Origin of the sequence: Amycolatopsis sp. lyj-112 (genome assembly GCF_046549055.1) — a bacterium.
GTDB lineage: Bacteria > Actinomycetota > Actinomycetes > Mycobacteriales > Pseudonocardiaceae > Amycolatopsis.
Genome location: NZ_JAJPWS010000003.1, coordinates 542,660 through 568,127, shown reverse-complemented (window position 1 = coordinate 568,127; position 25,468 = coordinate 542,660). Strand labels below are relative to the sequence as shown.

Annotated in this window: 19 protein-coding genes; 9 read left to right on the top strand and 10 right to left on the bottom strand. The window is 68.7% G+C overall.

The annotated features are described in order from the left end of the window. Positions 1–62 precede the first annotated feature (62 nt). The 9 genes from ACLJRL_RS14755 to ACLJRL_RS14715 are packed head-to-tail and all read left to right on the top strand — an operon-like array spanning position 63 to position 13,776. Positions 63–1,352 (top strand): exopolysaccharide biosynthesis protein, encoded by a 1,290-nt coding sequence (locus ACLJRL_RS14755; RefSeq protein ID WP_410656929.1) that lies wholly within the window; start codon positions 63–65, stop codon positions 1,350–1,352. Beyond that, complete coding sequence (locus ACLJRL_RS14750) at positions 1,349–3,097, top strand: Wzz/FepE/Etk N-terminal domain-containing protein (protein WP_410656686.1); 1,749 nt, start codon at positions 1,349–1,351, stop codon at positions 3,095–3,097. Before ACLJRL_RS14755 ends, ACLJRL_RS14750 begins: the two co-directional genes overlap by 4 nt. A 31-nt stretch (positions 3,098–3,128) precedes the next feature. Next, positions 3,129–5,051 (top strand): asparagine synthase (glutamine-hydrolyzing), encoded by a 1,923-nt coding sequence (gene asnB / locus ACLJRL_RS14745; protein ID WP_410656685.1) that lies wholly within the window; start codon positions 3,129–3,131, stop codon positions 5,049–5,051. A gap of 7 nt (positions 5,052–5,058) precedes the next feature. Then, complete coding sequence (locus ACLJRL_RS14740; RefSeq protein ID WP_410656684.1) at positions 5,059–7,242, top strand: bi-domain-containing oxidoreductase; 2,184 nt, start codon at positions 5,059–5,061, stop codon at positions 7,240–7,242. Beyond that, positions 7,242–9,185 carry an alginate lyase family protein gene (locus ACLJRL_RS14735; protein ID WP_410656683.1) on the top strand — a complete coding sequence of 648 codons (1,944 nt, stop codon included), beginning with the start codon at positions 7,242–7,244 and terminating at the stop codon, positions 9,183–9,185. The genes ACLJRL_RS14740 and ACLJRL_RS14735 overlap by 1 nt, the downstream gene beginning before the upstream one ends. Further along, the gene (locus ACLJRL_RS14730) at positions 9,182–10,714 is read left to right on the top strand and encodes a right-handed parallel beta-helix repeat-containing protein (RefSeq protein ID WP_410656682.1); all 1,533 of its coding nucleotides are present in this window, start codon (positions 9,182–9,184) and stop codon (positions 10,712–10,714) included. Before ACLJRL_RS14735 ends, ACLJRL_RS14730 begins: the two co-directional genes overlap by 4 nt. Position 10,715: 1 nt before the next feature. Then, positions 10,716–11,942 (top strand): O-antigen ligase domain-containing protein, encoded by a 1,227-nt coding sequence (locus ACLJRL_RS14725; protein ID WP_410656681.1) that lies wholly within the window; start codon positions 10,716–10,718, stop codon positions 11,940–11,942. Then, the gene (locus ACLJRL_RS14720) at positions 11,939–13,141 is read left to right on the top strand and encodes a glycosyltransferase family 4 protein (protein ID WP_410656680.1); all 1,203 of its coding nucleotides are present in this window, start codon (positions 11,939–11,941) and stop codon (positions 13,139–13,141) included. Before ACLJRL_RS14725 ends, ACLJRL_RS14720 begins: the two co-directional genes overlap by 4 nt. Beyond that, positions 13,138–13,776 carry a phosphatase PAP2 family protein gene (locus ACLJRL_RS14715; RefSeq protein ID WP_410656679.1) on the top strand — a complete coding sequence of 213 codons (639 nt, stop codon included), beginning with the start codon at positions 13,138–13,140 and terminating at the stop codon, positions 13,774–13,776. Before ACLJRL_RS14720 ends, ACLJRL_RS14715 begins: the two co-directional genes overlap by 4 nt. A gap of 35 nt (positions 13,777–13,811) precedes the next feature. On the opposite strand, the gene ACLJRL_RS14710 is transcribed toward ACLJRL_RS14715, so the two are convergent. From ACLJRL_RS14710 to ACLJRL_RS14665, 10 genes are all read right to left on the bottom strand, one after another. Next, positions 13,812–14,774 carry a hypothetical protein gene (locus ACLJRL_RS14710; protein ID WP_410656678.1) on the bottom strand — a complete coding sequence of 321 codons (963 nt, stop codon included), beginning with the start codon at positions 14,772–14,774 and terminating at the stop codon, positions 13,812–13,814. A gap of 71 nt (positions 14,775–14,845) precedes the next feature. After that, entirely contained in the window at positions 14,846–16,267 is a 1,422-nt protein-coding gene (locus ACLJRL_RS14705) for a right-handed parallel beta-helix repeat-containing protein (RefSeq protein WP_410656928.1), read from the bottom strand. A 90-nt stretch (positions 16,268–16,357) separates the two neighbouring features. Continuing rightward, positions 16,358–17,878 carry a right-handed parallel beta-helix repeat-containing protein gene (locus ACLJRL_RS14700; protein WP_410656677.1) on the bottom strand — a complete coding sequence of 507 codons (1,521 nt, stop codon included), beginning with the start codon at positions 17,876–17,878 and terminating at the stop codon, positions 16,358–16,360. Continuing rightward, complete coding sequence (locus ACLJRL_RS14695; RefSeq protein WP_410656676.1) at positions 17,875–19,191, bottom strand: glutamate-1-semialdehyde 2,1-aminomutase; 1,317 nt, start codon at positions 19,189–19,191, stop codon at positions 17,875–17,877. The genes ACLJRL_RS14700 and ACLJRL_RS14695 overlap by 4 nt, the downstream gene beginning before the upstream one ends. A gap of 5 nt (positions 19,192–19,196) precedes the next feature. Beyond that, positions 19,197–19,745: a dTDP-4-dehydrorhamnose 3,5-epimerase family protein gene (locus tag ACLJRL_RS14690; protein ID WP_410656675.1), complete on the bottom strand. Its 549-nt coding sequence runs from the start codon at positions 19,743–19,745 to the stop codon at positions 19,197–19,199. Continuing rightward, complete coding sequence (locus ACLJRL_RS14685; RefSeq protein ID WP_410656674.1) at positions 19,742–20,929, bottom strand: polysaccharide pyruvyl transferase family protein; 1,188 nt, start codon at positions 20,927–20,929, stop codon at positions 19,742–19,744. The genes ACLJRL_RS14690 and ACLJRL_RS14685 overlap by 4 nt, the downstream gene beginning before the upstream one ends. Next, the gene (locus ACLJRL_RS14680; RefSeq protein WP_410656673.1) at positions 20,926–21,876 is read right to left on the bottom strand and encodes a glycosyltransferase family 2 protein; all 951 of its coding nucleotides are present in this window, start codon (positions 21,874–21,876) and stop codon (positions 20,926–20,928) included. The genes ACLJRL_RS14685 and ACLJRL_RS14680 overlap by 4 nt, the downstream gene beginning before the upstream one ends. After that, positions 21,873–23,165: a hypothetical protein gene (locus tag ACLJRL_RS14675; protein ID WP_410656672.1), complete on the bottom strand. Its 1,293-nt coding sequence runs from the start codon at positions 23,163–23,165 to the stop codon at positions 21,873–21,875. The genes ACLJRL_RS14680 and ACLJRL_RS14675 overlap by 4 nt, the downstream gene beginning before the upstream one ends. Positions 23,166–23,170: 5 nt before the next feature. Continuing rightward, on the bottom strand, positions 23,171–24,448 hold the full coding sequence (locus ACLJRL_RS14670; RefSeq protein ID WP_410656671.1) for a DUF4910 domain-containing protein: 1,278 nt from the start codon (positions 24,446–24,448) through the stop codon (positions 23,171–23,173). After that, positions 24,445–25,467, bottom strand: a complete 1,023-nt coding sequence (locus ACLJRL_RS14665; RefSeq protein ID WP_410656670.1) for an NAD-dependent epimerase/dehydratase family protein — start codon at positions 25,465–25,467, stop codon at positions 24,445–24,447. Before ACLJRL_RS14665 ends, ACLJRL_RS14670 begins: the two co-directional genes overlap by 4 nt. Between the last annotated feature and the right edge of the window lies 1 nt (position 25,468).

The window sequence follows — 25,468 nt, the reverse complement described above, 5'->3', positions numbered from 1 at the left end:
GCGGCGGTGCGAGGCACCGATGGGAGATCCCGGCTGTGACTGACGATACGGTGCGCCTGTCGATGATCGGACAGGTTCTGCGCGGACGATGGCGGACCTTGGTGGTCCTCGCCGTCCTCGGTGCCCTGGTCGGCGCGGGATCGTCGGTGATCCTTTCCCCTGGCTACCGGACCACGTCCAGCGTGCTGCTCCAGGGGCCGCGCGAGGCGGACGAACTGCTCACCCAGGCCGAGGTGGCGACGAGCTCGGTCGTGCTCGATCGCGCCGCGGCCGTGCTCGGCGACGGCGAGACCGGCTCCGACCTGCGGGACAAGGTCGCCACGACGGTCGCACAGGGCAATGTCATCACCATCGAGGCCACCGGCGACACCGCCGAACAGACGCAGCGGATGGCCGACCAGCTCGCGCAGGAGTTCGTGAAGTACTCCACGCAGATCATCGCCGGTTCCGGTGACGCCGCGGTGCAGCTGGCGCAGGAACGCCGCGAGACGCTCCGCCAGCAGGTCACGCAGACGAACCAGCGGATCAGTGAACTTTCCACGAAGGTCAACGAAGGCAAGACGACCGTGGAAAGCGTCCAGCTCCGCACCGAACTGCAGGGCCTGCGCTCGTCGATCGAGCAGGCGATGTCCACCCTGAACGCGGCAGACACCGCCAGCGGGCTCGGCAATATGGTCGTGCTCGGCTCGGCCGAGCTGCCCGCCTCCGCGGCGGCGCCCACACTGCCGCAGCTGGCCGCCGGCGGCGCGGCGCTGTTCTTCCTGCTCGGGCTGCTCGGGCACCTCTTCACCGCCCGCACCGACCGGCGGCTGCGGGACGAGGAGGAGATCGCCGCGGCGATCGGCGGGCCGGTGCTGGCCACCGTCGAGGTCGTGGAGGACCAGTCCTTCAGCGAGGACGGCCGGTCGCTGCGGGCCAAGCTCCTCGGCGACGACCGGCCGTGGAACGTCCCGCGGGTCGATGTCTTCCCGGACGAGATCGACGACGACGTCCACTTCCACCGTCTGGTGTCCCGGCTTTCGCAGCGGCGGCTGCTGGTGCTGACCGCCGAGGGCGACCACGCCGGGCTGAAGGCCGCCGGGCGGATCGCCGATCTCGCCGGACGCTGGTTCACCGTGGTGACGGTGAACCCCACCCGGCCCGTCGTCCAGGACACCGACGCGGAAGAGGTCCTCGTCGTGTCGAGTCTCGGCGCCCGGTCGGCCTGGGAGCTGGTCGGGATCGCCGAAGCCTGCGCCGACGCCGGGCTCACCCTGGTGGGCGCCGCCCTGATCCGGCCGGTCCGGCCGACCCGCACCCGCTCGGGGGAGTCCGCTCCCACCCAGAACGAAGCACTGGCAGGTACCCCGTGACGAGCGTCGAAAAAGCCAAATCCGAACCGCTCATCGACCTCCAGCGACTGGTCGTTTCGATCCGTCGCCGCCGTCGCCTCTGGGTGGCCACCGCCCTGCTGGGGCTGATCGTCGGCGGGCTGGTCGCGGTGTTCCTGCCGGCGCCGCCCACCGCCGTCGCGCAGATCCTGGTCGTCCACCCCGACGACTCGCCGACCGACAGCGGGACGCTGATGCGCACCGACGTCGCCGTGATGCAGACGACGAAGATCGCCACCGAGGCGCTCAAGAAGCTGAACAGCACGCAGGCGCCGGAGGAGTTCCTCAAGGACTACGAGGGCCTGGGGCTGACGAACAACGTCCTTCAGCTCACGGTCAAGGGCAAGACCAACGATGAGGCGGTCGCCCGCGCGCAGGCGCTTTCGGACGCCTTCATCACCGAGTACGTCGCCCGCAACCAGGCGGCCGCGTCGGCGGAACAGCAGGCCCTGCTCGATCAGCGGAACAAGGCGCAGGCCGAACTCACCCCGATCGAGTCGGACATCGTCGCCGAGGAGGCCAAGGGCCGCAACGCGAACCCGGCCCAGCTGGAGCGGCTGTACTCGCGCCGGGCGGAACTGACCACGAAGATCTCCGACTACGACGGCCGTGCGCAGGAGGCCGGGATCGGTACTCCCAAGGTCGCCGCCGGTACCGGAATCGTGGACGCGCCGAGGATCCTGCCGCACTCGCTGCTCAAGACCATCGCCACCGACGCGGGCATCGGCTTCGCGCTCGGGCTGCTCGCCGGGCTGGCGCTCGCCGCCGTCACGAGCGTGGTGAAGGACCGGCCGGTGCTGCGGCGCGAGATCTCGAACCACCTCGGTGCCTCGGTGCTCGCGCAGTTGTCCGATCCGCCGCGATTCTGGCGGCGGTCGCACGCGGTCGCGCGGCGGCAACGGGTCGCGGCGACGCTGGCCAGGGCCGTCCGCGACGGCGGCGGCTCGGTGTCGCTGCTCGACCTCGGCGCCCGCAAGGTCACGGCCGCGCTCGCCGTCGACATGGGGCGCGAACTAGCGGCGAAGGGTCCGGTCTCGCTCGTGGACGACCTGCCCAAGACGAACCTTCGCGAGCTCGCCGGCGACGCGCCCGTCCAGGTGCTGGACCGCGGCGACGCGCCGGCCGCCGGTGACGAGCGCCGGGTCGGCGTCGGTTCGATCGAGCCGGGGACGTCGTGGACCGACCTCGAATTCCTCGGTGAGGAGACGATCCTCGTCGTCCGCACCGGGCACGCGAACACCGAATGGATGCACACCGTCGCGCGGCAGCTGGCCGACCGGCGGATCCCGATCATCGGCGTCGTCGTGGTGGATCCCGATCCTCGCGACCACACCGACGGCACCCTGTGGAACGGCCTGCACACCGCCCTGCGCGGACGGGGCGGCGTCGTGCCGGAGCCGGTGGTAGTGCCGGAGCGCACTGCCGTACCGGAGAGGACCGCCGTGCCCGAGCGGCAGACCGTGCCGGAGCGACGCGTTCCCAGGCCCGCGCCGAAGCCGGTGGAGATGTTCCCTGAGGACGCCCCTGTGCGGCGGCTCTCCACGGTCGCGCCCGTCGAGAAGGACGAGGAGCGCACCGTCGAGCGGGTCCTGGACCCGCAGCGTGAGAAGAAGAGCGTCCGACGGCGTCCGCCGACGCCGTACAAGCGGCCCGAAGACCACGACAACGCCGATCAGCCGACCAAACGTTTTGCGCCTGTATCTCCGGATAACGCCGAAGCTTTGTAACGACCAAGCCTTGTAAGGGGAGCGAAAGCAGATGTGCGGCATCGCAGGCGCTTATTTCTGGCCCGACGGGGGACCGCTCACCGATCGGCTCACCAAGACGCTCGCCCATCGCGGACCGGACGGTTCGGGGCGGTACGACCATCGCGCGGGCGACGGCGAAGTCCACTTAGGACACCGCAGGCTGTCGATCATCGACCTGTCGGAGACCGGCGCGCAGCCGATGGTCAAGGACGGCCTCGCGCTGACCTACAACGGCGAGCTGTACAACGCGCCGGAACTGCGCAAGGAACTCGAGGCCGCCGGTGTGCGGTTCCGGGGGACGTCGGATACCGAGGTCCTGCTGGAGGCGTGGCGCGAATGGGGCACCGAAGGCCTTTCCCGGCTGCGCGGCATGTTCGCGTTCGGTGTCTTCGACGAGCGTTCCGGTGAGCTGGTGCTGGTCCGCGACCAGCTCGGGATCAAGCCGCTGTTCCTGGTGCGCCGCGGCAAGGGCGTCGCCTTCGCGTCCGAGCTGAAGGCGCTGGCCGCCGAACTCGGCGGATCGCTGACCGTCGACGACACCGCGCTCGTCGCTTCCCTGCTCTACTACTGGGTTCCGGACGGGCGCTGCGCGTTCCGCGAGGCCGAGAAACTGCCGCCGGGCAGCTGGGCGCGCTTCCGGCCGAACGGCGACGTCGAGCGCGGCACGTTCTGGTCGCTGCGCCAGGTCGCCGAGGAAGGCGCCGCCTATGAGGGCGAATTCGACCTTAACGCCGTCATCGAGGACTCCACGCGCAAGCACCTGCTCTCCGATGTGCCGGTCGCGACGTTCCTCTCCGGCGGGCTCGACTCCAGCTACCTGACCGCGATCGCCGCGCGGGAGCAGCCCGGGATCTCCGCGTACACCATCGGTTTCCGTGCCGAGGACGCGAAGTTCGAAGCGATGCCGGACGACCTGATGTACGCCAAGAAGGTCGCCGCCAAGTTCGGCGTCGACCTGCACGAGATCGAGATCGCACCGCAGGTGCTGGATCTGCTGCCGCGGATGACCTACCACCTCGACGAGCCGATCGGCGATCCGGCGGCGATCAACAGCTACCTGATCTGCACCGCGGCCCGCGAGGCCGGCGTCAAGGTGATGCTCTCCGGGATGGGCGCCGACGAGCTGTTCGCCGGGTACCGCAAGCACCTCGCGAACAAGATCGCCGTGCGCTACCAGCGGGTTCCCGGCCTGGTCCGCCGTCCCATCGAGTCCGTTGTGGACAGACTGCCGGTGGCGACGTCGAAGCGCGGGTTCCGGTCGGTCCGGTTCGCCAAGCGGTTCCTCTCGTTCGCGGAACTGCCGGAGGAGACCGCGTTCCGGCGCAGCTACACGATGTACGACCAGGCCGAGCTCGTCGGCCTGCTGAACCCGGACCTCGCGGGCGCCGTCGACGACGTGATCACCGAGCACGCGGACACCTACCACGACAACACGTTGTCCGACTTCGTGAACCGCATGTGCCTGGCCGATTCCCGGCTCTTCCTGCCCGGACTGAACCTCGCCTACACCGACCGTTCCAGCATGGCCGCCTCCACCGAGGTGCGGACGCCGTTCGTCGACGTCGAGGTGGTCAAGGCCGCGTTCCGGATCCCCGGTGACCGCAAGATCGTGGGGCGGCAAGGGAAAATGGCGCTCAAGGAAGCCGCGCTGTCGATTCTCCCGGCCGAGATCGTGCACCGGCCGAAGGGGCTGTTCAGTGCCCCGCTGCGGGCTTGGATGAGCCGCGACCTCGCGCCGCTGGTGCGCGAGGTGACGAACGAAGGCGAATTGGTGAAGGCCGGATTCCTGCGCCGTGAGGCCCTGCAACGACTCGTCGACGAAGACGCGTCGGGGCAGCAGGACCGGTCCAAGCACCTCTGGCACATCTTGACCCTCGAGTACTGGTATCGCGGCGCCATTTCGGCGCGCGCGACGAACAACACCGCCTCCTAGGAGCGAAGTGAAGCAGGTAGTGCAGAACTACAAGAGCGGGGAGCTGGCGCTCCTCGACGTCCCGGTGCCCGCGTGCAAACCGGGAGGTGTGCTGGTCCGCACCGCCTATTCGCTGATCTCCACCGGCACCGAGATGATGAAGGTGTCCGAGGCGAGCCTTTCCCTGGTGGGCAAGGCGAAGGCGCGGCCGGACCAGGTCGCGAAGGTGATGCAGAGCGTCGCGACGAACGGGCTCACCGCCACCTACCGCAAGGCCATGAACAAGCTCGACTCCTACACGCCGCTGGGGTACTCGCTGTGCGGTGTCGTGGAAGAGGTCGGCCCGGGGATCGACGACGTCTCCGTCGGGGATCTCGTGGCCTGCGCCGGAAACGAGCACGCGCTGCACTCGGAACTGAACTGGGTGCCCAAGAACCTCTACTCCCGGGTGCCCGACGGCGTCGACCCGCGGCACGCCGCGTTCGGCACGGTCGGCTCGATCGCGATGCAGGGCGTCCGGCGCGGTGAACCGCAGATCGGCGACATCGCGCTGGTCATCGGGCTCGGCCTGATCGGCCAGCTGGTGGTCCAGCTGCTCGTCGCCTCCGGGGTGCGGGTGCTCGGCGTCGACCCCGACCCGGGCCGATGCGCGCTGGCCGAGCAGCTGGGTGCCCTCAAATGTGCCGACCCGGCATCGGGCGTCATCGACACCGCCGTCGCGGAAGTCACCGCGGGGCACGGTGTCGACCAGGTCTACCTCGCCGCCGGCGGCAGCACGAACGAGCCGGTGGAGCTGGCCGCGAAGCTGAGCCGCGACCGCGGCCGGGTGATCGACATCGGCAAGTGCTCGCTGAACCTGCCGTGGAACGCCTACTACGAAAAGGAACTCGACGTCCGGTTCTCCCGCTCGTACGGCCCCGGCCGCTACGACCCGGAGTACGAACTCGAGGGCCGCGACTACCCGATCGGCCAGGTCCGCTGGACCGAGCGCCGCAACCTCGAATGCGTCGTCGACCTGATGGGCAGCGGCCGTCTCGACGTCGAGCCGCTGATCTCGCACGTCTCGGACTTCTCCGACGCCGTCGAGACCTACCGGAAGCTGAACGAGGGCGAACTCAAGGCCGTCGCGGTGCTGTTCGAGTACGAGAAGCGCGTGGCGGGCGCGACCGAGCACGCCGTCACGTCGGTTTCCGTGCCGAAGCCGGTGTCGGCGCGCGCGGTGCCGAAGACCGGTGGCGTGAAGGTCGCCTTCATCGGCGCGGGCAACTACGCGTCCTCGATGCTGCTGCCGCATTTGGCCGAGATGGAGCACATCGACCTCAGCGACGTCGTCACCACCTCAGCGCTTTCGGGCGCGAACGCCCAGCGCAAGTTCGGCTTCACCCGCGCCTCCACCGACCTCGACCCGGTGCTCGAAGACTCCTCGGTCGACGCGGTGTTCATCGTGACCCGGCACAGCTCGCACGCCGAGTTGACCCGGCGCGCGCTGCTCGCGGGGAAGGCCGTCTTCGTCGAGAAGCCGCTCGCCCTGTCGGAGAAGGAACTCGAAGTCGTGCTCGGCGCGATCGAGGAGTCCGGCAACGACCGGCTGCAGGTCGGCTTCAACCGCCGGTTCGCCCCGCTGCTGACCGAATCGGTGCTGAACTTCGGCCCGCGGATCGGCCCGGCGTCGGTGCGGTACCTGGTCAACGCGGGCCGGCTGGACTCCGGGAGCTGGTACAACCAGCAGGACAGCGAGGGTTCGCGGTTCGCCGGTGAAGGCGGGCACTTCATCGACACCGTCAGCTGGCTGCTCGGCGCCGACCCGGTCTCGGTGTACGCCACCGCGACGCCGGGGCATCAGGACCTGCAGATCCTGCTGCGCTACCCGGACGGCTCGACCGCGTCGATCGCGTACACCACCAACGGTTCCTCGGCGTTCCCCAAGGAGACGATCGACGTCACCGCCGACGGCAAGGTGCTGAAGTTCGACGACTTCGCGCGGGCGTCGGTGTTCGGCCGCAAGAAGTGGGCGAGTTCCCGTATCCCCAAGGGGCGCGACAAGGGCCAGGCCGCCGAGCTCGAAGCGTTCGTCAACTCGCTGCGGACCGGCGTTTCGATGCCGGTCTCGATCGACTCGCTGGTGTCGACGACTTTGGCCACGCTCGCGGTCAACCGCAGCCTGGAGACCGGTGTACCGGTGCGGATCAACGCCAAAGAGGGTCTGGGCTGATGGATCCCTCCTGGTACCTGCGAAGACTGTCGCGGATGGGGCCCGCCGAGATCGCGGGCCGCGTCACCGACGTCGTGCGCAAACGCCAGTGGCGCGGGGTCGCCGGGGAACAGGCGGCCTGGCTGCCGGACCGGCGGTTCGCGCGCGTGCCCGGGGAGGACGTCCTCGCGGCCGTGCCCGGGGAAGCGGTGAAGGATCTGCTCGACACCGCGGAAAGGCTGATGGACGGGCACGCCGAGTACTTCGGCGTCGAGCGGGACGACCTCGTCGACCCGGACTGGTCGTACGACCCGAAGACGGGGCGCCGCGCACCGTCCGACGTGTACTCCTTCGACATCCAGTACCGGAGCGAGGAGACCGTCGGCGACATCAAGCAGATCTGGGAGCCGTCGCGGCACCAGCACCTCACCGTGCTGGCCGCCGCATACGCGCTGACCGGCGAGGACCGGTACGCCGAGCGCGTCGCCGCGCATCTCAAGTCGTGGTGGGCGGCCAACCCGCCGATGCGCGGGGTGCACTGGGTCAGCGGGATCGAAATCGGCATCCGGTTGCTGTCCTGGGTCTGGGTGCGGCGGCTGCTCGGCGGCTGGGCACAGGCGCCGGCGTTGTTCGAGGACAACCCGGTGGCGCTGAACCAGATCTGGCATCACCAGCGCTGGCTGGCCGCATTCGGAAGCCGGGGTTCGTCGGCGAACAACCACGTCATCGCCGAGGACGCCGGACAGCTCGCCGCCGCCTGCGCGTTCGACTGGTTCCCGGAATCGGGCCGGTGGCGCGCGTCGGCACTGGAATCGCTGGACAAGATGCTGCGGCACAACACCTACGACTCCGGCCTCAACCGCGAACTCGCCACCGAATACCACGGGCTCGTGCTGGAACTCGGGCTCGCCGGGGTGCTGGAGGCGAAAGCCGCCGGCGTCGCCGTGCCCGAGTCGACCTGGCTCGTGCTGCTCCGGATGACCGACGCGCTCGCGTCCATTGTGGACAACAGACTGCGGCCGCCGCGCCAGGGTGACGCGGACGACGGCTTCGGGCTGATCGTGGACGGCGACGAGACCAGCCGCTGGGCGTCGCTGCTCAACACCGGCGAAGTCCTTTTCGGACGGTTGGACTGGTGGCCGGAGGTCCGGTCCGGAGACGTACGGACACAGCTGTTCTCCGCGCTGGCCAAGGATATTCGTGTCGACGCCACGCGCCCGGTCCGGCGCCGGGACGACTTCGCCGACGCCGGGATGACCATCCTGCGCGACGGCGAGATCTGGGCCCGGTGCGACGGCGGGCCGCACGGCTTCCTGTCCATCGCCGCGCACGCGCACGCGGACGCGCTTTCGGTCGAGGTCCGGCACGACGGCGTCGACATCCTCGCCGACCCGGGCACCTACTGCTACCACGGCGAACCGAAGTGGCGGTCGTACTTCCGGTCCACGGCCGGGCACAACACGCTCGAACTCTCCGGCACCGACCAGTCCGTCTCGGGCGGCCCGTTCCTGTGGACGAAACACGCCGCCACCTTGGTGATCGCGGCGGGCACGCCGTCGCGCTGGAGCGCCGAGCATGACGGCTACTCGCCGTCGGTCCACCGGCGTTCGGTGGAACTGGACGACTCGAAGCTCCACATTTTCGACGACGTGCGCGGCGAGACTCGTCCGTGCCGTCTCGCGTTCCACTTCGGCCCGGCCGTCGAGGTCGTTCTTTCCGGCGGGACGGCGACGCTGTCCTGGACGGTCGACGGCCAGGACCGCACCGCCTCGATCGACCTGCCACCCCAGCTCACGTGGTCGGCGCATCGCGGTGAAACCAGCCCGCCGCTCGGCTGGTACTCGGCCGGCTTCGGCCGCCGCGAGCCCGTGTGGACGTTGCTCGGCACCGGAACCGCCGGTGCGGAAGGCACGTTGACCACCGAGCTCACCTTCGACCCCGTTGGCGAGGATCCCCCATTGTGACCGCACGTCCGCACCGTCTCCGCCGGGCCGCACTGCTGGTGCTGCTCAGCCCCTTGCCGCTCCTCGCCTGCACCGCCGAACCGGGCGATGAGGCCGGGCAGGCGCCGGGCCCGGGGCAGGCGCCGTCCGGTTCGGTCGCGCAGGTCTGCGACAAACTGCCGGCGGGCCCGGCGGAGGCACCGGCCGGGGCGGTGAAGATCGACCCGGCCGTCGCGGGCGACGTCGCCACCAAGACGCGCTCGAGCCCGGCCGGGACGACGTTCTGGCTGGCCCCGGGCACGCACAAACTCGGCGACGACCGCTACGACCAGGTCAACCCGAAGGCGGGCAACGTCTACATCGGCGGGCCGAACGCCGTCCTCGACGGCCGGAAGATCAACCAGTACGCCTTCTCCGGCGACGCCGCCGACGTCAAGATCCGGAACCTTGTCGTGCAGGGCTTCGCCGCACCGCACGACGAGGGCGTGGTCAACCACGATTCGGCCGACGGCTGGGTCATCGAGCACAGCGCCGTCCAGGACAACGAGGGTGCGGCGCTGATGGCGGGCGCGCGGCAGCAGGTGCGGGGCAACTGCCTGCGGCGCAACGGGCAGTACGGGATGAACGCCTACGCGCAGAGCGGCGCGATCACCGGGCTCGTCGTCGAGGGCAACGAGATCTCCGGCAACAACACCGGCGACTGGGAAGCCAAGATCGACGGCTGCGGCTGCACCGGCGGGATCAAGTTCTGGTCGGTGAACGGCGCCGACATCCGCGGCAACTGGGTGCACGACAACCGCGGCGTCGGCCTGTGGGCGGACACGAACAACAACGACTTCCTCATCGAGGGCAACGTCATCGAGAACAACGACGGCTCCGCCCTGATGTACGAGACCAGCTACAACGCCGTCATCCGCGGCAACACCATCCGGCGGAACAACTGGGTGGACGGCAAGGGCTACATCGACCGCGGCGACAGCTTCCCGGTGGCGTCGATCTACATCTCCGAGTCCGGCGGCGAGCCGAGGGTGAAGGCGCGCACGGACAAGCTGGAGATCTCCGGGAACTCGTTCGAGAACAACTGGAACGGGATCACCCTGTGGGAGAACTCCGACCGGTTCTGCAACAGCCCGGCCAACACCTCGTCCGGTTCGTGCACCCGCCTGGTGCCCGAGCAGGAGAAATGCGCGCAGCCGGGGATCGCGGCGGGCGCGCTGAACGCCGACTGCCGGTGGAAGACGCAGCGCGTCGAGGTCCACCACAACCGGTTCGTCCTCGACCCGGCCGTCGCCGGCTGCGAGGAGAGCTGCGCGAAGATGGCGATGCTCGCGAACTTCGGCACGTTCCCGGAGTGGTCGCCGTACAAGGGCGAGGTCGTGCAGAACGCGATCACCTTCGCTCAGGGCAACCGGCTCTACGACAACACCTACGCGGGGCCGTGGAAGTTCGTCGCCTTCGAGCCGAGCCGCGTGCTGGGCTTCGGCGAATGGCAGGGCGCGCCCTACAAACAGGACACGGGCAGTAAGTTCACCCGAGCGGGAGGTGGCTGACATGCTCGATCCCGCCGTCCGGCCGGAAGCCGTCGCCCGGCCACGTATGCCCAAGGCCGTCGGCATCGCCTGGGCGCTGCTGATCATCAACACCCTGGGCTCGGCCGGGGCGAAGACGGTCCTGCCGTTGCCGAGGTCGGTCAGCCAGCTGATCACGATGGGCTCGCTGGGCGCCGCGTTCCTCATCGCGCTCGCCCTGAACAGCAAGCTCCGGATCAGGCCGAGCGCGTACCTTTCCCTGCTCACCCTGTTGCTGGTGCTGAGCACGGTCGCGAGCCTGAACCTCGAAGGCGGGTTCGGTGCGCTGTTCCGCTGCTTCCGGTTCGCCCTCTTCCTCAGCACCCTGTGGTTGCTGACGCGCTGGTGGAACGGCGGCCTCGACCTGGTCCGCCAGCACATCCGCGCGTACGGCGTGGTGCTGGTGACCGTGGTGATCGGGTTCGCGCTGAGCCCTGGCAACGCGATGCCGTTCGAGTACGGCGGCCGGCTCACCGGGGTGCTGTGGCCGCTGACGCCGCCGCAGGTCGGCCAGTACTCGGCGATCGTCGTCGGGCTCACGACCCTGCTGTGGCTCGGCGGAAAGCTCGACCGGCGGAACGCGCTGATCGTCATCGTCCCGGCGATGGGGATCCTGCTGCTGACCCACACCCGCACCGCGATGCTGGGGCTCGTGGCCGGGACCGTGGTCGCGCTGATGTCGCAGTGGATGTCCAGCGCCCGTGCCCGCAAGGTGTTCACCGGGCTGGTGCTCGGCGGCGTGTTCTTCGTGGTGGCGCTGGGCGGGCTGCTGCAGACGTGGTTCCTGCGCGGCCAGTCCGAGGAGAACTTCTCCAGCCTCACCGGCCGCGCGAAGGTGTGGGACGCGCTGCTCGGCGCGCCGCGCTCGACGCTGGAGTACCTGTTCGGCGTCGGCCTGACCGACAAGTCCTACGACGGGCTCCCGATCGACAACAGCTGGCTCGCGGTCTACCACGAACAGGGTTTCGTCGGGATCGCGATCGTGGCGGCGTTCCTGCTCGTGCTGGTCGTGGTCGCGGTCCTGCGGCCGCCGTCGCTGGCCCGTTCGTGCGCGATCTTCCTGATCACCTACTGCCTTTCCGCCTCCTACACCGAGGCGGGACTCGGCGACGCGTCGCCGTACCTGCTGCATCTGGCCCTGGCCGCGTCGCTTTTGGTGCGCGCACCAGCCGAAGAACCGGAATTCCTCACGGCGAAGGAGACCGCGTGAAGGTCCTCGTGGTCCACAACCGCTACCGATCCGAGCAGCCGAGCGGGGAGAACAACGTCGTCGACCAGGAGGTCGCGCTGCTCGCCGAAGCCGGGCACGACGTCAGCCTGTTCGAACGGCGCAGCGACGACATCGCCGAGATGTCCTTGCCGCGCAAGGCCATCGTCCCGCTGCAGGTGCCGTGGAACCGGGCGGTGCGCGCGGAACTGGCGCGGCTCCTGAACGACGACCGGCCGGACGTCGTCCACATCCACAACACGTTCCCGTTGCTTTCGCCGTCGGTGCTGGCCGCGTGCGCCGAGGCCGGGGTCCCGACGGTCGCGACCGTGCACAACTACACGCTGATCTGCCCGCCCGGCACGCTGTACCGCGAGGGTTACGTGTGCACCGATTGCGTGGGGCGCAAGCCGATCCCGGCCGTGCGGCACGGGTGCTACCGCGGTTCGCCGCTCGCGACCGTGCCGATGGCGGCGAGCATGGTGCTGAACCGCAAGCGCTGGTGGTCCGGCGTCTCGCGGTTCTTCTGCATTTCGCGGGCACAACGCGAGATCCTGATCGCCGCCGGGATGCCCGCCGAACGGCTCGCGGTGAAGTACAACTACGTCGCCGACCCGGGTGCCACTCGCAAGGGGGCGGGGGAGCACGTGCTGTTCCTCGGCCGGATCACCGAGGAGAAGGGCGTCGGGCTCCTGATGACGGCGTGGGACCGGCTCGCCGCCACCGGCTGGATCGGCCTGCCGCTGGTGATCGCCGGCACCGGCCCGATGCAGGACGAGGTCGCCCGCTGGGCCCACGGCCGCGACGACGTGTCGTATGTCGGGCTCCAGTCCAAAGAGGGCTGCCGCGACCTGATCGCCCGCTCGAACGTCGTCGTCGCCCCCTCGGAATGGCTCGAAGCGTTCGGCCTGGTCGTGGTCGAGGCGATGGCCGCCGGTGTCCCCACGGTCGCCGCCGCGCACGGCGCGTTCCGCGAGCTCGTCGAGGACGGTGTCACCGGCCTGCTGCACGAACCCGGGAACCCCGACTCCCTCGCGGCACGGGTACGGGAGATCGTCGGCGACGCCGAGCGGAACTACGAGATGGGCTGGGCGGCCCGGCTGGTGTACGAGCAGGAATTCACGCCGAAGGTCGGCCTCGAACGACTTATCGGCGGGTACCGTGCCGCGATCGACGCCGCTGAGGGAGTATCGGCCGAGTGATCACCGGCCCACCCGCACTCCCGCCGCAGTCGCGGGCACCGCTGTCGATCCTGGGCGTTTTCGGTTTCCTTGTCGCACTCGTGCTCGGCCTGCGCTACGCCGGGACCTCCGACACCACCGGGCTGGACGCCATCCTGCTCCCGGCCTTCGAGCGGGTCGAGGGGCCTTTTTGGTACGTGGCGACCGTCATCGACTTCGCCGGCGAACCGGTGGGCGCGGTGGTGGTCATCTCCGCGTTCGGCCTGGTGTGCCTGCGCCACGGGCGGCCGCGGACCGCGATCCTGCTGATGGCCGCGTCCGGCGTGACGGTGGCCCTGACCACCGGCCTCAAACCGATCATCGGCAGGCTGATCCACGGCGAGTTCCTGTCCTTCCCCAGCGGGCACACCGCCTTCGCGGTGACAGTGACGACGGTGGTGGGTCTGCTGGTCATCGACGTGCGCGACCTGGGGCCGGTCGCCGGGGCTTCGGTGCTGGTGGGGCTGGTCGCGTTCTCGGGGCTGGCGATGGGGTGGGCCGAGGTGGCGCTGGGGGCGCATTTACCGACGGACACTTTCGGGGGCCTCGGGGTCGCGCTGGCGGTGGTTCCGGTGGCGGGGTGGGCGGTGGACCGGCTCACGGACCAAGGGCAGTGACGATGTGGGAATTGGGACGTTGAGTGTCCCAATTCCTACATCGTCGAGCAGTTCCTGAGCAGGATGTTCGGGCGCGGGCGGGCTTGCGCGGTCCGGAACGCGGCGTGAAGCTCGCCGAGTACCAGGTCGGGCTCGGTGCGCAGGCGCGACGGCAGGGTCTGGAGCACGACGATCCCGGCGCGGACGTACCTGGCGTTGCGGGCGACGGTGGCGCGGTGGTCGTCGAGACTCGTGTGATGGCGGTAGGAGTCGATCTCCCAGGCGAAGGCGACGCGGTCGTACCAGAAGTCCGGGGTGGCGATGTAGGTTCCGTCGGCGTCGTAGATCGGGACGTTCCATCGGCCTGGCGGGAGGCCGGATCTTCGCCAGAGTCGCCAGGCGTCGGCTTCGGCGACGGAGTTGGCTCCGGCGAGGAGTGGGGTCAGGGCTCGCCTCGGGATGGCAGTTCCGGCTCGGCCTGCTTGGTCGAGTTCGTCCTCGAGCATCGCGGTCGTGCAGAAGCGGCGTTGGACCGACTCGGCCATCATCGCTTGGATCTCGTCGTCGTCCGTGAGCCTTCTAGCTGCGTCGATGACCGCTCGGGGCACGGGCGCGGCAGGTACACCTTCCCTCAGGCGCGGGCGTGGTAGTCGGTGAGTCCGCTCCACATGGGCGAACCCGACGTCGGCGACGCCACGGTTCGCCGGAATGAGGACATGGACTTCTTCCTTGGCGGGGACCCTTTCCAGACCGTAGCGACGGAGCGCCCAGGTTCCGGTGAGCACCGCGTCGTTCCGAGCATGGAGCAACGCGCCACGGACGCGGTGCTCGTCGGTCGGTTCGCCGTTGCTCAGCAGGATGATGCCGGGCAGCAGTGTTCGCCAGGGGCCGTCCGGCGCGCATCGACGGGAGATGGTCCGGCGCGGCACGCCGATCTGTTCGAGATCGGTCGCGCGGACCACTTCCGGTCGGTCCGGAGCGGTGAGTAGTGGGTCGGTGGGCCAGGTTCCTCGTCGCACCTGATCATCGTGCGACCACGCACCGACAATTCCCGCTTCTCGCTTGCACCAAAGTCCCAGTCACGCTCGCCCTAACACCCACCGTCCCCGAAGGAACTGCAAGCGTCCTGAAGGTAAGGAGCCTCCTGCCAGGCCGAAGCTCCCACAACCCGCGAAGTGTCATGAACGACGAACCGCCAGTCGCCCACATAAGCGTTGTCGTACCACCGGTTGTCCTGCCGGAACGTGACCGCGTCCGAGACCACGGCACCCTTGTACGGCGACCACTCCGGATAGGTCCCGTAGTTCGACAGCATCGCCATCCGCCCGCAGAATCCCGAGCAGCCGGACCCGATCCGGAAAGCGTTCCCGTGCACCGAAACCCGCTGCGTCTTCCACCGGCAATCGTCGTATAGCGGCTTCGACGCGATCCCCGGCGAAGAACAAGACGAGACCGAAGAAACGAGACGTGTACAAGAGCCGGAGGAAGTGTTCGCCGGGCTGTTGCAGAACCGGTCCGCGTTCTCCCACAGGGTGATCCCGGCCCAGTTGTCCTCGAAGACGTTGTCCGTGATCTCCACCAAAGACGTCCGCGCTGGAACACGCGGTTCCCCGCCGGCTTCGGACAGGTAGATCGTCCCGACCGGGAAGTCGTCCCCGCGCGCGGCGAACTCGCGTCCTTGCGTAAGGGTGTTCCGCCGGAAGGTGTTCCCGCGCACCACCAGGTTGTAGGAGATTTCGTAGAACAACGCCTCCGCCGCGTTGTCCTCGATCAGGTTGTCCTCGATGAGGAAGTCGTTGTTGTTCGTGTCCGCCCACAGGCCCGCGCCGTGGTTGTGGTGGACCCAGTTGCCGCGGACGTCGGCGCCGTCGACCGCCCAGAACTTGGCGCCACCGCTGCAGCCGCAGCCGGGGACCTTCTTCTCCCAGTCGTCGGTGTTGTTCCCGGAGATCTCGTTGCCCTCGACGACCAGCCCGGTGATCCCGTCGCCCGCGCGGTAGGCGTTGATGCCGTACTGCCCGTTGTCGCGCAGGCAGTTCCCGCGTACCTCCTGCCGCGCGCCGGCCATCATCGCGGCGCCGCGGTTGTCCTCGATGGTGTTGCCTTCGATGATCCAGTGCTCACCGGAGTCGTGGTTGACCACGCCCTGGTCCTGCGGTGCGGCGAAACCCCGGATCGTCAGGCCTTTGATGACGACGTCGCGCGCTTGCTGGGTGAACGCGTAGCGGTTGACGCCGGCGCCGTCGAGGACCGCGCCAGGCGCGCCGAGGTAGGCGTTGCCGTCCTTCGGGATGATCTGGCCGAACTCGTCCGCGCCCAGCGTGTGCTTGCCCCCGGCCAGCCAGAACGTCGTGCCGGCCGGGAGCTCGCGGGTCTTCAGCGATAGGTCGGTCCCTGGTTCGACGACCACCGCGCCCTCCGGGAGAGACGGGCTCGCCGGTCCTCTCTCACAGGCCGCCGCGGGCGCGGCCGAAGCCGGTAGGGCCGAGACGAGCCCGGCCACGAGCAGCATCGACAGAACCACGGACACGGGTCTCCACGAAGGCATACCCGAAACGGTAGGCCACCTGGGACGGTCCCAGATGGACACTTACAGGTGAATTCAGCAGGTCTCGGACTCGCCGAAGCCGCTGCAGACGTCCTGCAGATATGGCGCGGCCTGCCACTGCGCCGGGGTCAGCCGCCGCGAAGTGTCGTGGGCGACGAACGTCCACGGACCGTAGTACTTGTTGTCGTGCCACCGGTTGTCCTGCCGAAAGGTGACCGCGTCCGAGACCACGGCACCCTTGTACGGCGACCACGCCGGGAAGGTCCCGTAGTTCGACAGCACCGCCATCCGCCCGCAGAGTCCCAGGCAGCCTTCCATCGACGAATCGAATTCGAAGGTGTTGTCCCGCACCGAAACGCGCTGGGTCTTCCAGCGGCAGTCGCTGTACAGCGGTTCGGTGGCGATCCCCGGATCGGAGCAGGCGGGAGTCGGTGATACCAGCGCCGTGCAGGACAGCGTCGACGTGTTGGCCGGACTGTTGCAGAACCGGTCCGCGTTCTCCCACAGGGTGATCCCCGACCAGTTGTCGGAGAACATGTTGCCCCGGATGTCGATCCGGTCGGTCCGGGCCGGAAGCCTGGGTTCTCCGCCGGATTCGCTGATGTACACCGACCCGACCGGGAAATTGTCGCCCTTGGCCGCGCGGGTGCGGCCCTGGACCAGGGCGTTCCGGTTGAAGGTGTTCCCGACCAGTTCGAGGTTGTAGGAGATCTCGTAGAACACGCCTTCGGACGCGTTGTCCTCGATCAGGTTGTCCTCGATGAGGAAGTCGTTGTTGTTCGTGTCGGCCCAGATCCCGACACCGTGGTTGTGGTGGACCCAGTTGCCGACGATGTCGGCGCCGTTCACGGCCCAGAACTTGACCCCGCCGCTGCAGCCGCAGCCGGGGATCTTCGTTTCCCAGTCGCCGGTGTTGTTCCCGGCGATCTCGTTGCCCTCGATGACCAGATCGGCGAGCCCGCCACCGAACCGGTAGGCGTTGATCCCGTACTGGCCGTTGTTCCGCAGGCAGTTGCCCACCACCCGCTGGCCGGTCCCGGCCATCATCGCGGCGCCCTCGTTGTCCTCGATGACGTTGCCTTCGATGACCCAGCGTTCACCGGAATCGTGGTTGACGACGCCCTGGTCCCGTTCGGCGACGAAACCCCGGATCGTCAGCCCGCGGATCACCACGTCCTTGGCCGCCGTGGTGAAGGCCGCGCGGTTGATCCCGCGTCCGTCGAGAATCGCCCCGGGGGCACCGAGGTAGACGTTGCCGTCCTTCGGCATCACCTGCCCGAACTGGTCCGAGCTGAGCGTGTGCGTGCCGGGGGCGAGCCAGAACGTCGTCCCCGGTGGACTGAAGCGGGTCCTGTCGGTCAAGTCGGTACCTGGTGGGACGACCTCGGCGCCTTCCGGTGCGGAGGGGACGCCGACAGCGGTGCCGCAGGCCCTGGCCGCGGCTTCTTCGGATGCCACCGCTGGGGATGCTATGCCCGCAACGGTGACCTGGAGCAGTAATACCGACAGCGCGATCGACAGTGCCGTTGAAAGCACGCGCGAACCGGTCGAGCGACGGGAGAACCCGAACGTCATACCCTTCTCCGAAATACCGGCTTCACCGGACGGCCACCCAGCCACGGCGCCGGATCATCCGCGTCGAGCGCTTTGCGGTACACAAGACAAGCCTGCGAGACCACTTCGACCGTCCGGTCGATGTCTTCTTCGGACAGTGCGCTGCTGACCACAAAGGACGGTCCGATGATCCCGCCCGTGACCAGTTGCCGCAGGAACAACGTTCGGTAGTCCTGCGACGGTTTCTTCTCCGCGTCGAGCGTGCCGAAGACGAGGTTGCTCGCCCGGCCGCGCACGACGACGTTTTCCTCGACCCCCGCCGAGGCCGCGACCTCGCGGACGCCGGCGGCGAGCCGTTCACCGAGGGCCATCAGGCGCGCGGAAATGCCTTCCTCGGCGTAGGTCTCCATGACCGCGATCGCCGCGGCCAGTGAATGCGTCTCGGCGCCGTGTGTGGTGGAGAGCAGGAAGACCCGCTCCCCGCCGGTGCGGAGCCCGCCGAGTTCCATCAGTTCCCGTTTGCCCGCCAGCGCCGAGACAGCGAACCCGTTGCCGAGCGCCTTGCCGAACGTGGAAAGGTCCGGCGTGACGCCGTAAAGTCCCTGCGCTCCCGCCTCGGACCAGCGGAAGCCGGTGATCATCTCGTCGAAGATCAGCACACAGCCGTACCGGGTGGTGAGTTCCCGAAGGCCGGCCAGGTAGCCGGGCGGCGGTTCGTGCTGGGTCGACGCTTCCAGGATCAGGCAGGCGATCCGCCCGGCGTTGTCCTGCAGCACCTTTTCCGTGGCCGGAAGGTCGCCGTACGGGAACGACACGGTCAGATCCGTGATCTCGCCCGGGATCCCGGCCGACATCGGCGTCGTGCCGATGAACCAGTCATCGATGGAGAAGAAGGCGTGGTCAGCACAGATCGCGACCAGCGGCCTGCCCGTGGCCGCCCTGGCGAGCTTGACCGCCGCCGTGGTGGCGTCCGAGCCGTTCTTGGCGAACTTGACCATCTCCGCGGTGGGTACGGTCGACAGGAACTTCTCGGCCGCCCTCTCCTCCACAATGGACGGACGGACGAAGTTGGCGCCCCGGTCGATCTCGCGGCGGGCGGCCTCGGAGACCCGCGGATGGACGTGCCCGAGGCTGACCGCGCGCAGCCCCGAGCCGTACTCGATGTATTCGTGCCCGTCGACGTCCCAGACGTGCGAGCCGCGCCCGTGGGAGATGACCGGTGCCAGGTTCTCGGGGTACTGGTCGTCGCCCTTGGCGTAGGTGTGGGCGCCTCCGGGGATCATCGCGTGGAGGCGTTCGTTGGCTCGCATGGATTGGGGAAGATGCCGGTGCACCGGTCTCACCTCGTCTTCAGTAGGGCCTCGGAGAGAGTGAGGGCCTTGCGGTCCCGCTCCGAGATGAGGGACACCGGAAGCGGCCAGGAGATCGCCAGTTCGGGGTCGTCATGGGCGATCGCGACGTCTTCGGCGGGATCGTGCGCGCGGTCGATCCGGTAGGAGACGTCGGCGATCTCGGTGAGCGCCTGGAATCCGTGCGCGCACCCGGCCGGGATGTAGAGCGAGACCTGGGTTTCCCCGGACAGCTCGAACGTCTCCTTGCCGAGGTAGGTCGGCGAATCCGGCCGGAGATCGACGACGACGTCGAAGACGGCGCCCCACGAGCACCGGACCAGTTTCGCCTCGCCGAGGCCCGAACGGAGATGCATCCCGCGCAGTACTCCCTTGCGGGAGCGGGAAACGCTGTCCTGGAGGAAGCCGTTCGGGTCGATCCCGGCCGATCGGACGACGTCGGCGTCGAAGGTGCGGCTGAAGAAGCCGCGTTCGTCGGCGTGCGGCGTCGGTTCGAACAGGTACGCACCCGCGATGGCGGGTACTCCGGTCGCCTTCATCGGACTCCCATCGGCAGGAAGGTGGCCGACAGTTCGGAGAACTGCCGCTCCAGGAGCCGTGTCTGCTCGGCACCGCGTTTCGCCAGCGTCTCGGACAGCTCTTCCGCCCGGCTCTCGAGTTCGGTGAACTGGCCGACCAGCCCGTCGACATCGATGTCCCGGGCCGACTGGCAGAACTCCCCGAGGCCCAGCTGGGCCATCAGGACCTCGTTCTTGCGGGCATAGCCGACGGACAACGTCGGTTTCGCCAGCTTCAGCGCGCACAGGATGTTGTGATACCGGGTGGCGACGACGGTTTCGACCGTCGACATCGCCCGCATCACGTCGTCCAAAGTGGACGTGTCGGCGGCGGAGATCAGCGGCGAGTCGAGCTCCTTCATGATCTCGTCGACGACCTGATGGTCGGCCAGGTCCCCGATGAACAGGCGGACCGGGCGGCCGTCCTCGACCAGATGGGCGACGAACTTGGTCATCTTGTCCACATAGGACTCATAGATTTCGTGGGCACGGGCCCGGTCGTCGTTCCCGCCGTGGTAGGCCATCACACCGACCCCGACGGAACGGGGGACCACCGGTTCCGACGGTGCCTGGAGGGCGAAGGCGAGGTCGGGGTAGACGCGGTCGTTCGTGACGTCCACCCCCATCTCCCGCATCGCCTCACGCGACGGCTCGTCCCGGTAGGACCGGAACGACGCCAGCCGCGCGGCCCGGCCGATGATCGACCGCGTGGCCCGGTGCCCGCTCACGTTGGCGCCGACGCTGACCAGCGCCACCTTGGTGCCCACGAGCCTGCCGGACGCCGAAAGCAGCAACAGCGAGTACGGGAAACCCCACGGGCGCAACGGAAGCGTGGATTCGAGGACACCCATGCCCGGCACGATCACGACGTCCTGTTTACGTACCCAGGACGCCGTGCGGCCGATGTCGACGAGCTTGCCCATCGCCTTCGTGGCGATGGCCCAAGGTCTCGACGCCGTCCGGTATTCCCCCTGGTACCAGTTCAACGCGATCGTCTCGATTTCGTGGCGTGACGCGACGATTTCCGGACCGCCGCACATGACGCTGATCGCGGCGTCCGGATGTTCCGCACGCAGGTAACCGAGAACCGCCTCGAAGGAACCGTCGTTGCCGAGGTTCCCGGACCCGAGGAGCCCGAACAGCCCGATCCTGACGGACGGGATCAAGGGACTCTTCCCTCCTGGCCGGCGACGACCGAGACCACGGACACCTGGCGCGGTCCGAGTTCCGCCTCGGCCTGCTCCGGCATCTTGCCCATGGCCGGGTTCCCCGCCCGGTTCAGCATCCATTGCCGCAGGTAGCGGAAGCACTCGCGTTTGTCCGCGGCGGAGATCGGCGCGCGCCGGATCCCGTTGACGTAGCCCAGCACGTACTCGCCGAGCAGCCGGACCATCGGGTGGCGCAGCTTGTCGGCCCGCTTCGGGTCCAGGTTGCTGGCCCGTTTGCGGACGGTCGGGTACTCGTGCTCGGACCGCCCGGGGTGGTCGCGGCGGAAGTACAGCCAGTCCGGCACCTGGTGGAACGGGCCGTGCAGGGCCAGTTCCGTGATGATCGTCCGGTCCGCGTGGTGGTAGCTGTCCAGCGGCGCGACCCGGCGAAGCACCTTGGTCCGGATGACCGCCCCGTCGTCGTCCCCGCCGGGGGCGAAAAGCGTGCTGCGGAAGCGTTCCGGGGCGTTCGGCGACATCGTGTTGAGCGGGTATTCGAGCGCCTGCGTGACGACGGCCTTCTCGTCGATCATCGCGGTCCACGAGTGCGACAGCACGAACTCGGGGTGCTCGTCGAGCGCCTCGATACAGCGTTCGAGCAGGTCACGCGCGTAGAGATCGTCGTCGGAAGCCCACTTGAACAGCTCGCCGCGGGCAACGTCGAGACAGTAGTTGTGGTTGGGCGCGCAGCCGATGTTCACCGGCTGGCGCACATAGCGCACGCGGGAATCCAGCTTCGCGTACTCACGGCTGATCTCTTCGGTGCGGTCCGCCGAAGCGTTGTCCGAAATGATCAGTTCGAAGTTCTCGTAGCTTTGGCCGAGGAGCGCGTCCAGTGATTCGGCGAGGTAGTCCTCGCCGTTGTAGACCGGGAGCCCGATGCTCAGCCGAGGAGCGGTGCTCATGACGTCCTCATCTCTTTCTTCTCCGAAGTCAGGTGGTCCTGAAGAGTCAGGTGGTCCTTGATGCCGGCGTGGAGCTGGAGCCACCACACCGCTGAACCGCTGGTGATCGCCAACGCGACCCCCCAAGCGGATCCGGGCGCCCCGGCCAAGAAGGCGCCAATGAGCCCGAAACCGACATAGCCGGCCGAGTTGATCAGCTGGGCGCGAAGGCTCCTTTTCGCAGCGCCGAGCGCACGCAGTCCGGCTGCCGCTCCGGTGTTGAATCCCGCCGCGGCGATACCGATGGTCACCGGGAGGATCAGTTCCGACGCGGGATCCCAGACGTCACCGAGCACGAATCGGCCGGCGTCATGGGGTACCAGAAGCAGGGCCAGACCCCAGAGCAGGGCCGCGGCCGCCTGGCCGGCACCGAGAATGGCGCAGAAGTTCCGAAGGCGGTGCGGGGCCCGTTGGAGCACCCGTGCGCTTTCGGCCACCGTGACCAGGGAAAGTCCCATCAAGAGGGCGAAGAACGGCCCGAGCAGCAGTTCGGCGCCGCGCACCGCGCCGACGCTCGCCAGCCCGGCGATCGCGCCGAGGCCGTACATCCGCAGTTGCGTCGAGCCGCTGTTGCTGACGTTTTCGATCAGGTACCGGGTGCCGAGGTCGCGGTGCCGTTTGAGCCATTCGCGCGCGCCGCGCGGATCCGGCCGGACCCCCGCCTGCAGGCAGCCGTAGACGGCGGCGACCGCGCCGGACAGGCCCCACGCCAGGATGAAGGCGACGACCGTGTCGAACCACCGGTGCGCGATGAACAGTGCCGGGAGCAGGGCGATACCCCAGACGACGTCGTTGATGAACGCCTTCTTCCCGTGCCCCGCGGCGAAGAACGTGAACCGCCAGGCGTCCTGCAGCAGCAAACCCGGGATGACGAACCCGAGCGCGACGAACGCCATCCCGATGTCCGCGCCGACCAGGAGCCCGGCCGTCACACTGACGGCGCTCGCCGCGACACCCGCGGTGAGCGCCGTGCCGGTCGCCTGCGCGGTCGCCCTGCGCCAGGACTCGGTGGACACCCCGGAGAACCGCACCATCAACGGGTCGGTCGTCAGGCCGCGCGACAGGTTGAGCACCACGCCGTAGCTCACCCACGCGAGGCTGAACATGCCGAACGCCGTCGTGCCGAGCGATCGCGCGACGTACAGGCCGACGACGAAGTTGGTGATGCTGGAGACGGCCTGGTCGCCCAGGCCCCAGCTGAGCCGTCCGGCCATCGCCCGGACGGCCTGGGAACGCAGAAGTGATCGCATGGGCCTCAATCCTTGAGCAATCCGGCGTCGTGCAGCGCCTGAGCGGCGGCGGCGACGGAATCGAACGGCAGCCCGGACCGCTCGGCGACGTCGAGCAGGCTGTGCTCGCCGTCCGAGAGGTTGAGCACCCAGAGCATGGCCATCTGGGCGTTTTTGGCGTCACTGCGACCGCCGAGCGAGTCGTACAGCCCGCGCTTGCCGAGTTGCGGCTCGCCGTAGGGGCTGAGGTTGACGTAGCTGCGGTTGCGGTCGAGGACGGCGTGGGTGTCCCGCAGGGTCTGGAGGGTTTCCTCCATCGCCTCCGTGGAGAGGAAATCGAGGTTGTCGGCCGACGTGTGGTACTCGGGATAGCCCGCGTACGGCGTCCTCGTCAGCGATCCGACACCGAGGTTGAAGCCGGGGGAGCAGAACTGCCGCTCGTCGTACCCGTACGGCGAGAAGTCGACGATCTTGTGCGTGCGCCCGGAGAGGACGTACTCCAGCACACGGTCGATCTCGGCGTCGCCGCGGCGGCTTCGCTTGTAGGTCAGCGATCCCGGGTCACCGGCACACGCCAGCACGAGCCCCGCCTTGATCCGGCCGACGCGCTCGTGGTTGCGCGCGAGCCAGGTGATGGCGCCGATCGTGCCGGGCATGAACAGGAACCGGTAGGTGTAGTACGGGTTTTCCAGCTTCTGCGCGAACGCGGCGGCGATCGCGATCCCGGCGACGTTGTCGTTCGCCAGCGAGGGATGGCAGGTGTGGCAGGAGATGATCACCTCTTCGGCGACCTGGCCCGGCACGACGTGCTCGGCGTAGGTCAGGTGCCCGTCGTCCAAAGTGGAATCGACGCACACCTCGTAGTCGCCGTCCGGCAGCGCGTCGAGGGTGTCCTGCGCCAGGCAGAAACCCCACACCGGCGAGTAGTAGCTGGTCCGGTACGGCACCCAGGCCGGGTGGTCGGGCAGCGTGTGCAGATGTTCGCGCAGTTCGGCCAGCGGCATCGTCCGCGAAACCGGGACGCTGTAGCCGACCACGTGCAGGTTCGACTCCTGGAAGTCGATCACGCGGCGGCCGGCGGCGTCCTTGACATAGGCGTCGCGGATGTTCCATTCCTGCGGAACGGTCCAGTCCAGCACCTGAGTCCCGGTGGGGACCTCGTGGACCTCCAGCGGGATGTACTCGCCGAGGATCTCCAGCGTGCGGCGGACGCCGTCGCCGGTGATGCTGCGGCAAAGCGGATACAGGCGCGCGACCAGCTCTCGCAGGTCGGCGCCCGTCTCCAGGTCCCGGTGTGTCGTCACCGTCGTCGCAGCGTTTCGTCGATCTCGCCGGCCGCGGTCCGTGCGTTGAGCACGCTCAGCCGGGTGAAGCGCTGCTTGAAGTCCTGCTCGGTCAGGCCGTGCCGCCGGTAGGCGTAGATCAGGTCGAGCGCGCCGTCCTTGACCGACCAGTCGCATTCGAAGCCCGGGATCGCCTCACGGAACCGGGCGAAGTCGACGCGGTAGGACCGCGGGTCGGCGCCGGACTCGCCGGTGATCCGCAGGGTCGCGCTGGGCATGGCCTCGACGACCTGCTGCGCGATCTCGGCCACGGTCACGTTGTTGCGTTCGGTGCCGATGTTGAACGCCTTGCCGTGGACGGCCTCCTTCGGCGCGTCCAACGCCGCGGTGAAGGCGCGCGCGATGTCCTTGGCGTGCACCAGCGGCCGCCACGGGGTGCCGTCGGACAGCACCAGGACCTCGCCCGAAACGTAGGCGTGGGCGGTGAGGTTGTTGAGCACGATGTCCGAGCGCAGCCGGGGCGAGAAGCCGAACGCGGTGGCGTTGCGCATGAACACCGGGGAGAAGTCGTCGTCGGCGAGGTCCTGGACGTCGTCCTCGACCCGCACCTTCGACTCGGCGTACGGCGTCACCGGGCGCAGCGGCGCGTCCTCGTCGACCAGGCCGTCGCCGCCCGAAGCGCCGTAGACCGAACACGTCGAGGCGTACAGGTAGCGCTTGACGCCCGCTTCCTTCGCCAGCTTGGCCAGCCGGACCGACGCGTGGTGGTTGATGTCGTAGGTCAGCTCTGGCGCCAGCGAACCGAGCGGGTCGTTGGACAGCGCGGCGAGGTGGATCACGGCGTCCACACCGGACACGTGCTCGGCGGTGACGTCGCGGAGGTCGACCTCGTAGCCGTCGGGATCCTTGGGGAGCGGACCCAGCACGCACGACTCGAAGAGGCCGGAGTCGAGCCCGATCACCTCGTGGCCGGCTTCGGCCAGCACCGGGGCCATCACCGTGCCCAGGTATCCCTTGTGCCCGGTCAGCAGCACACGCATC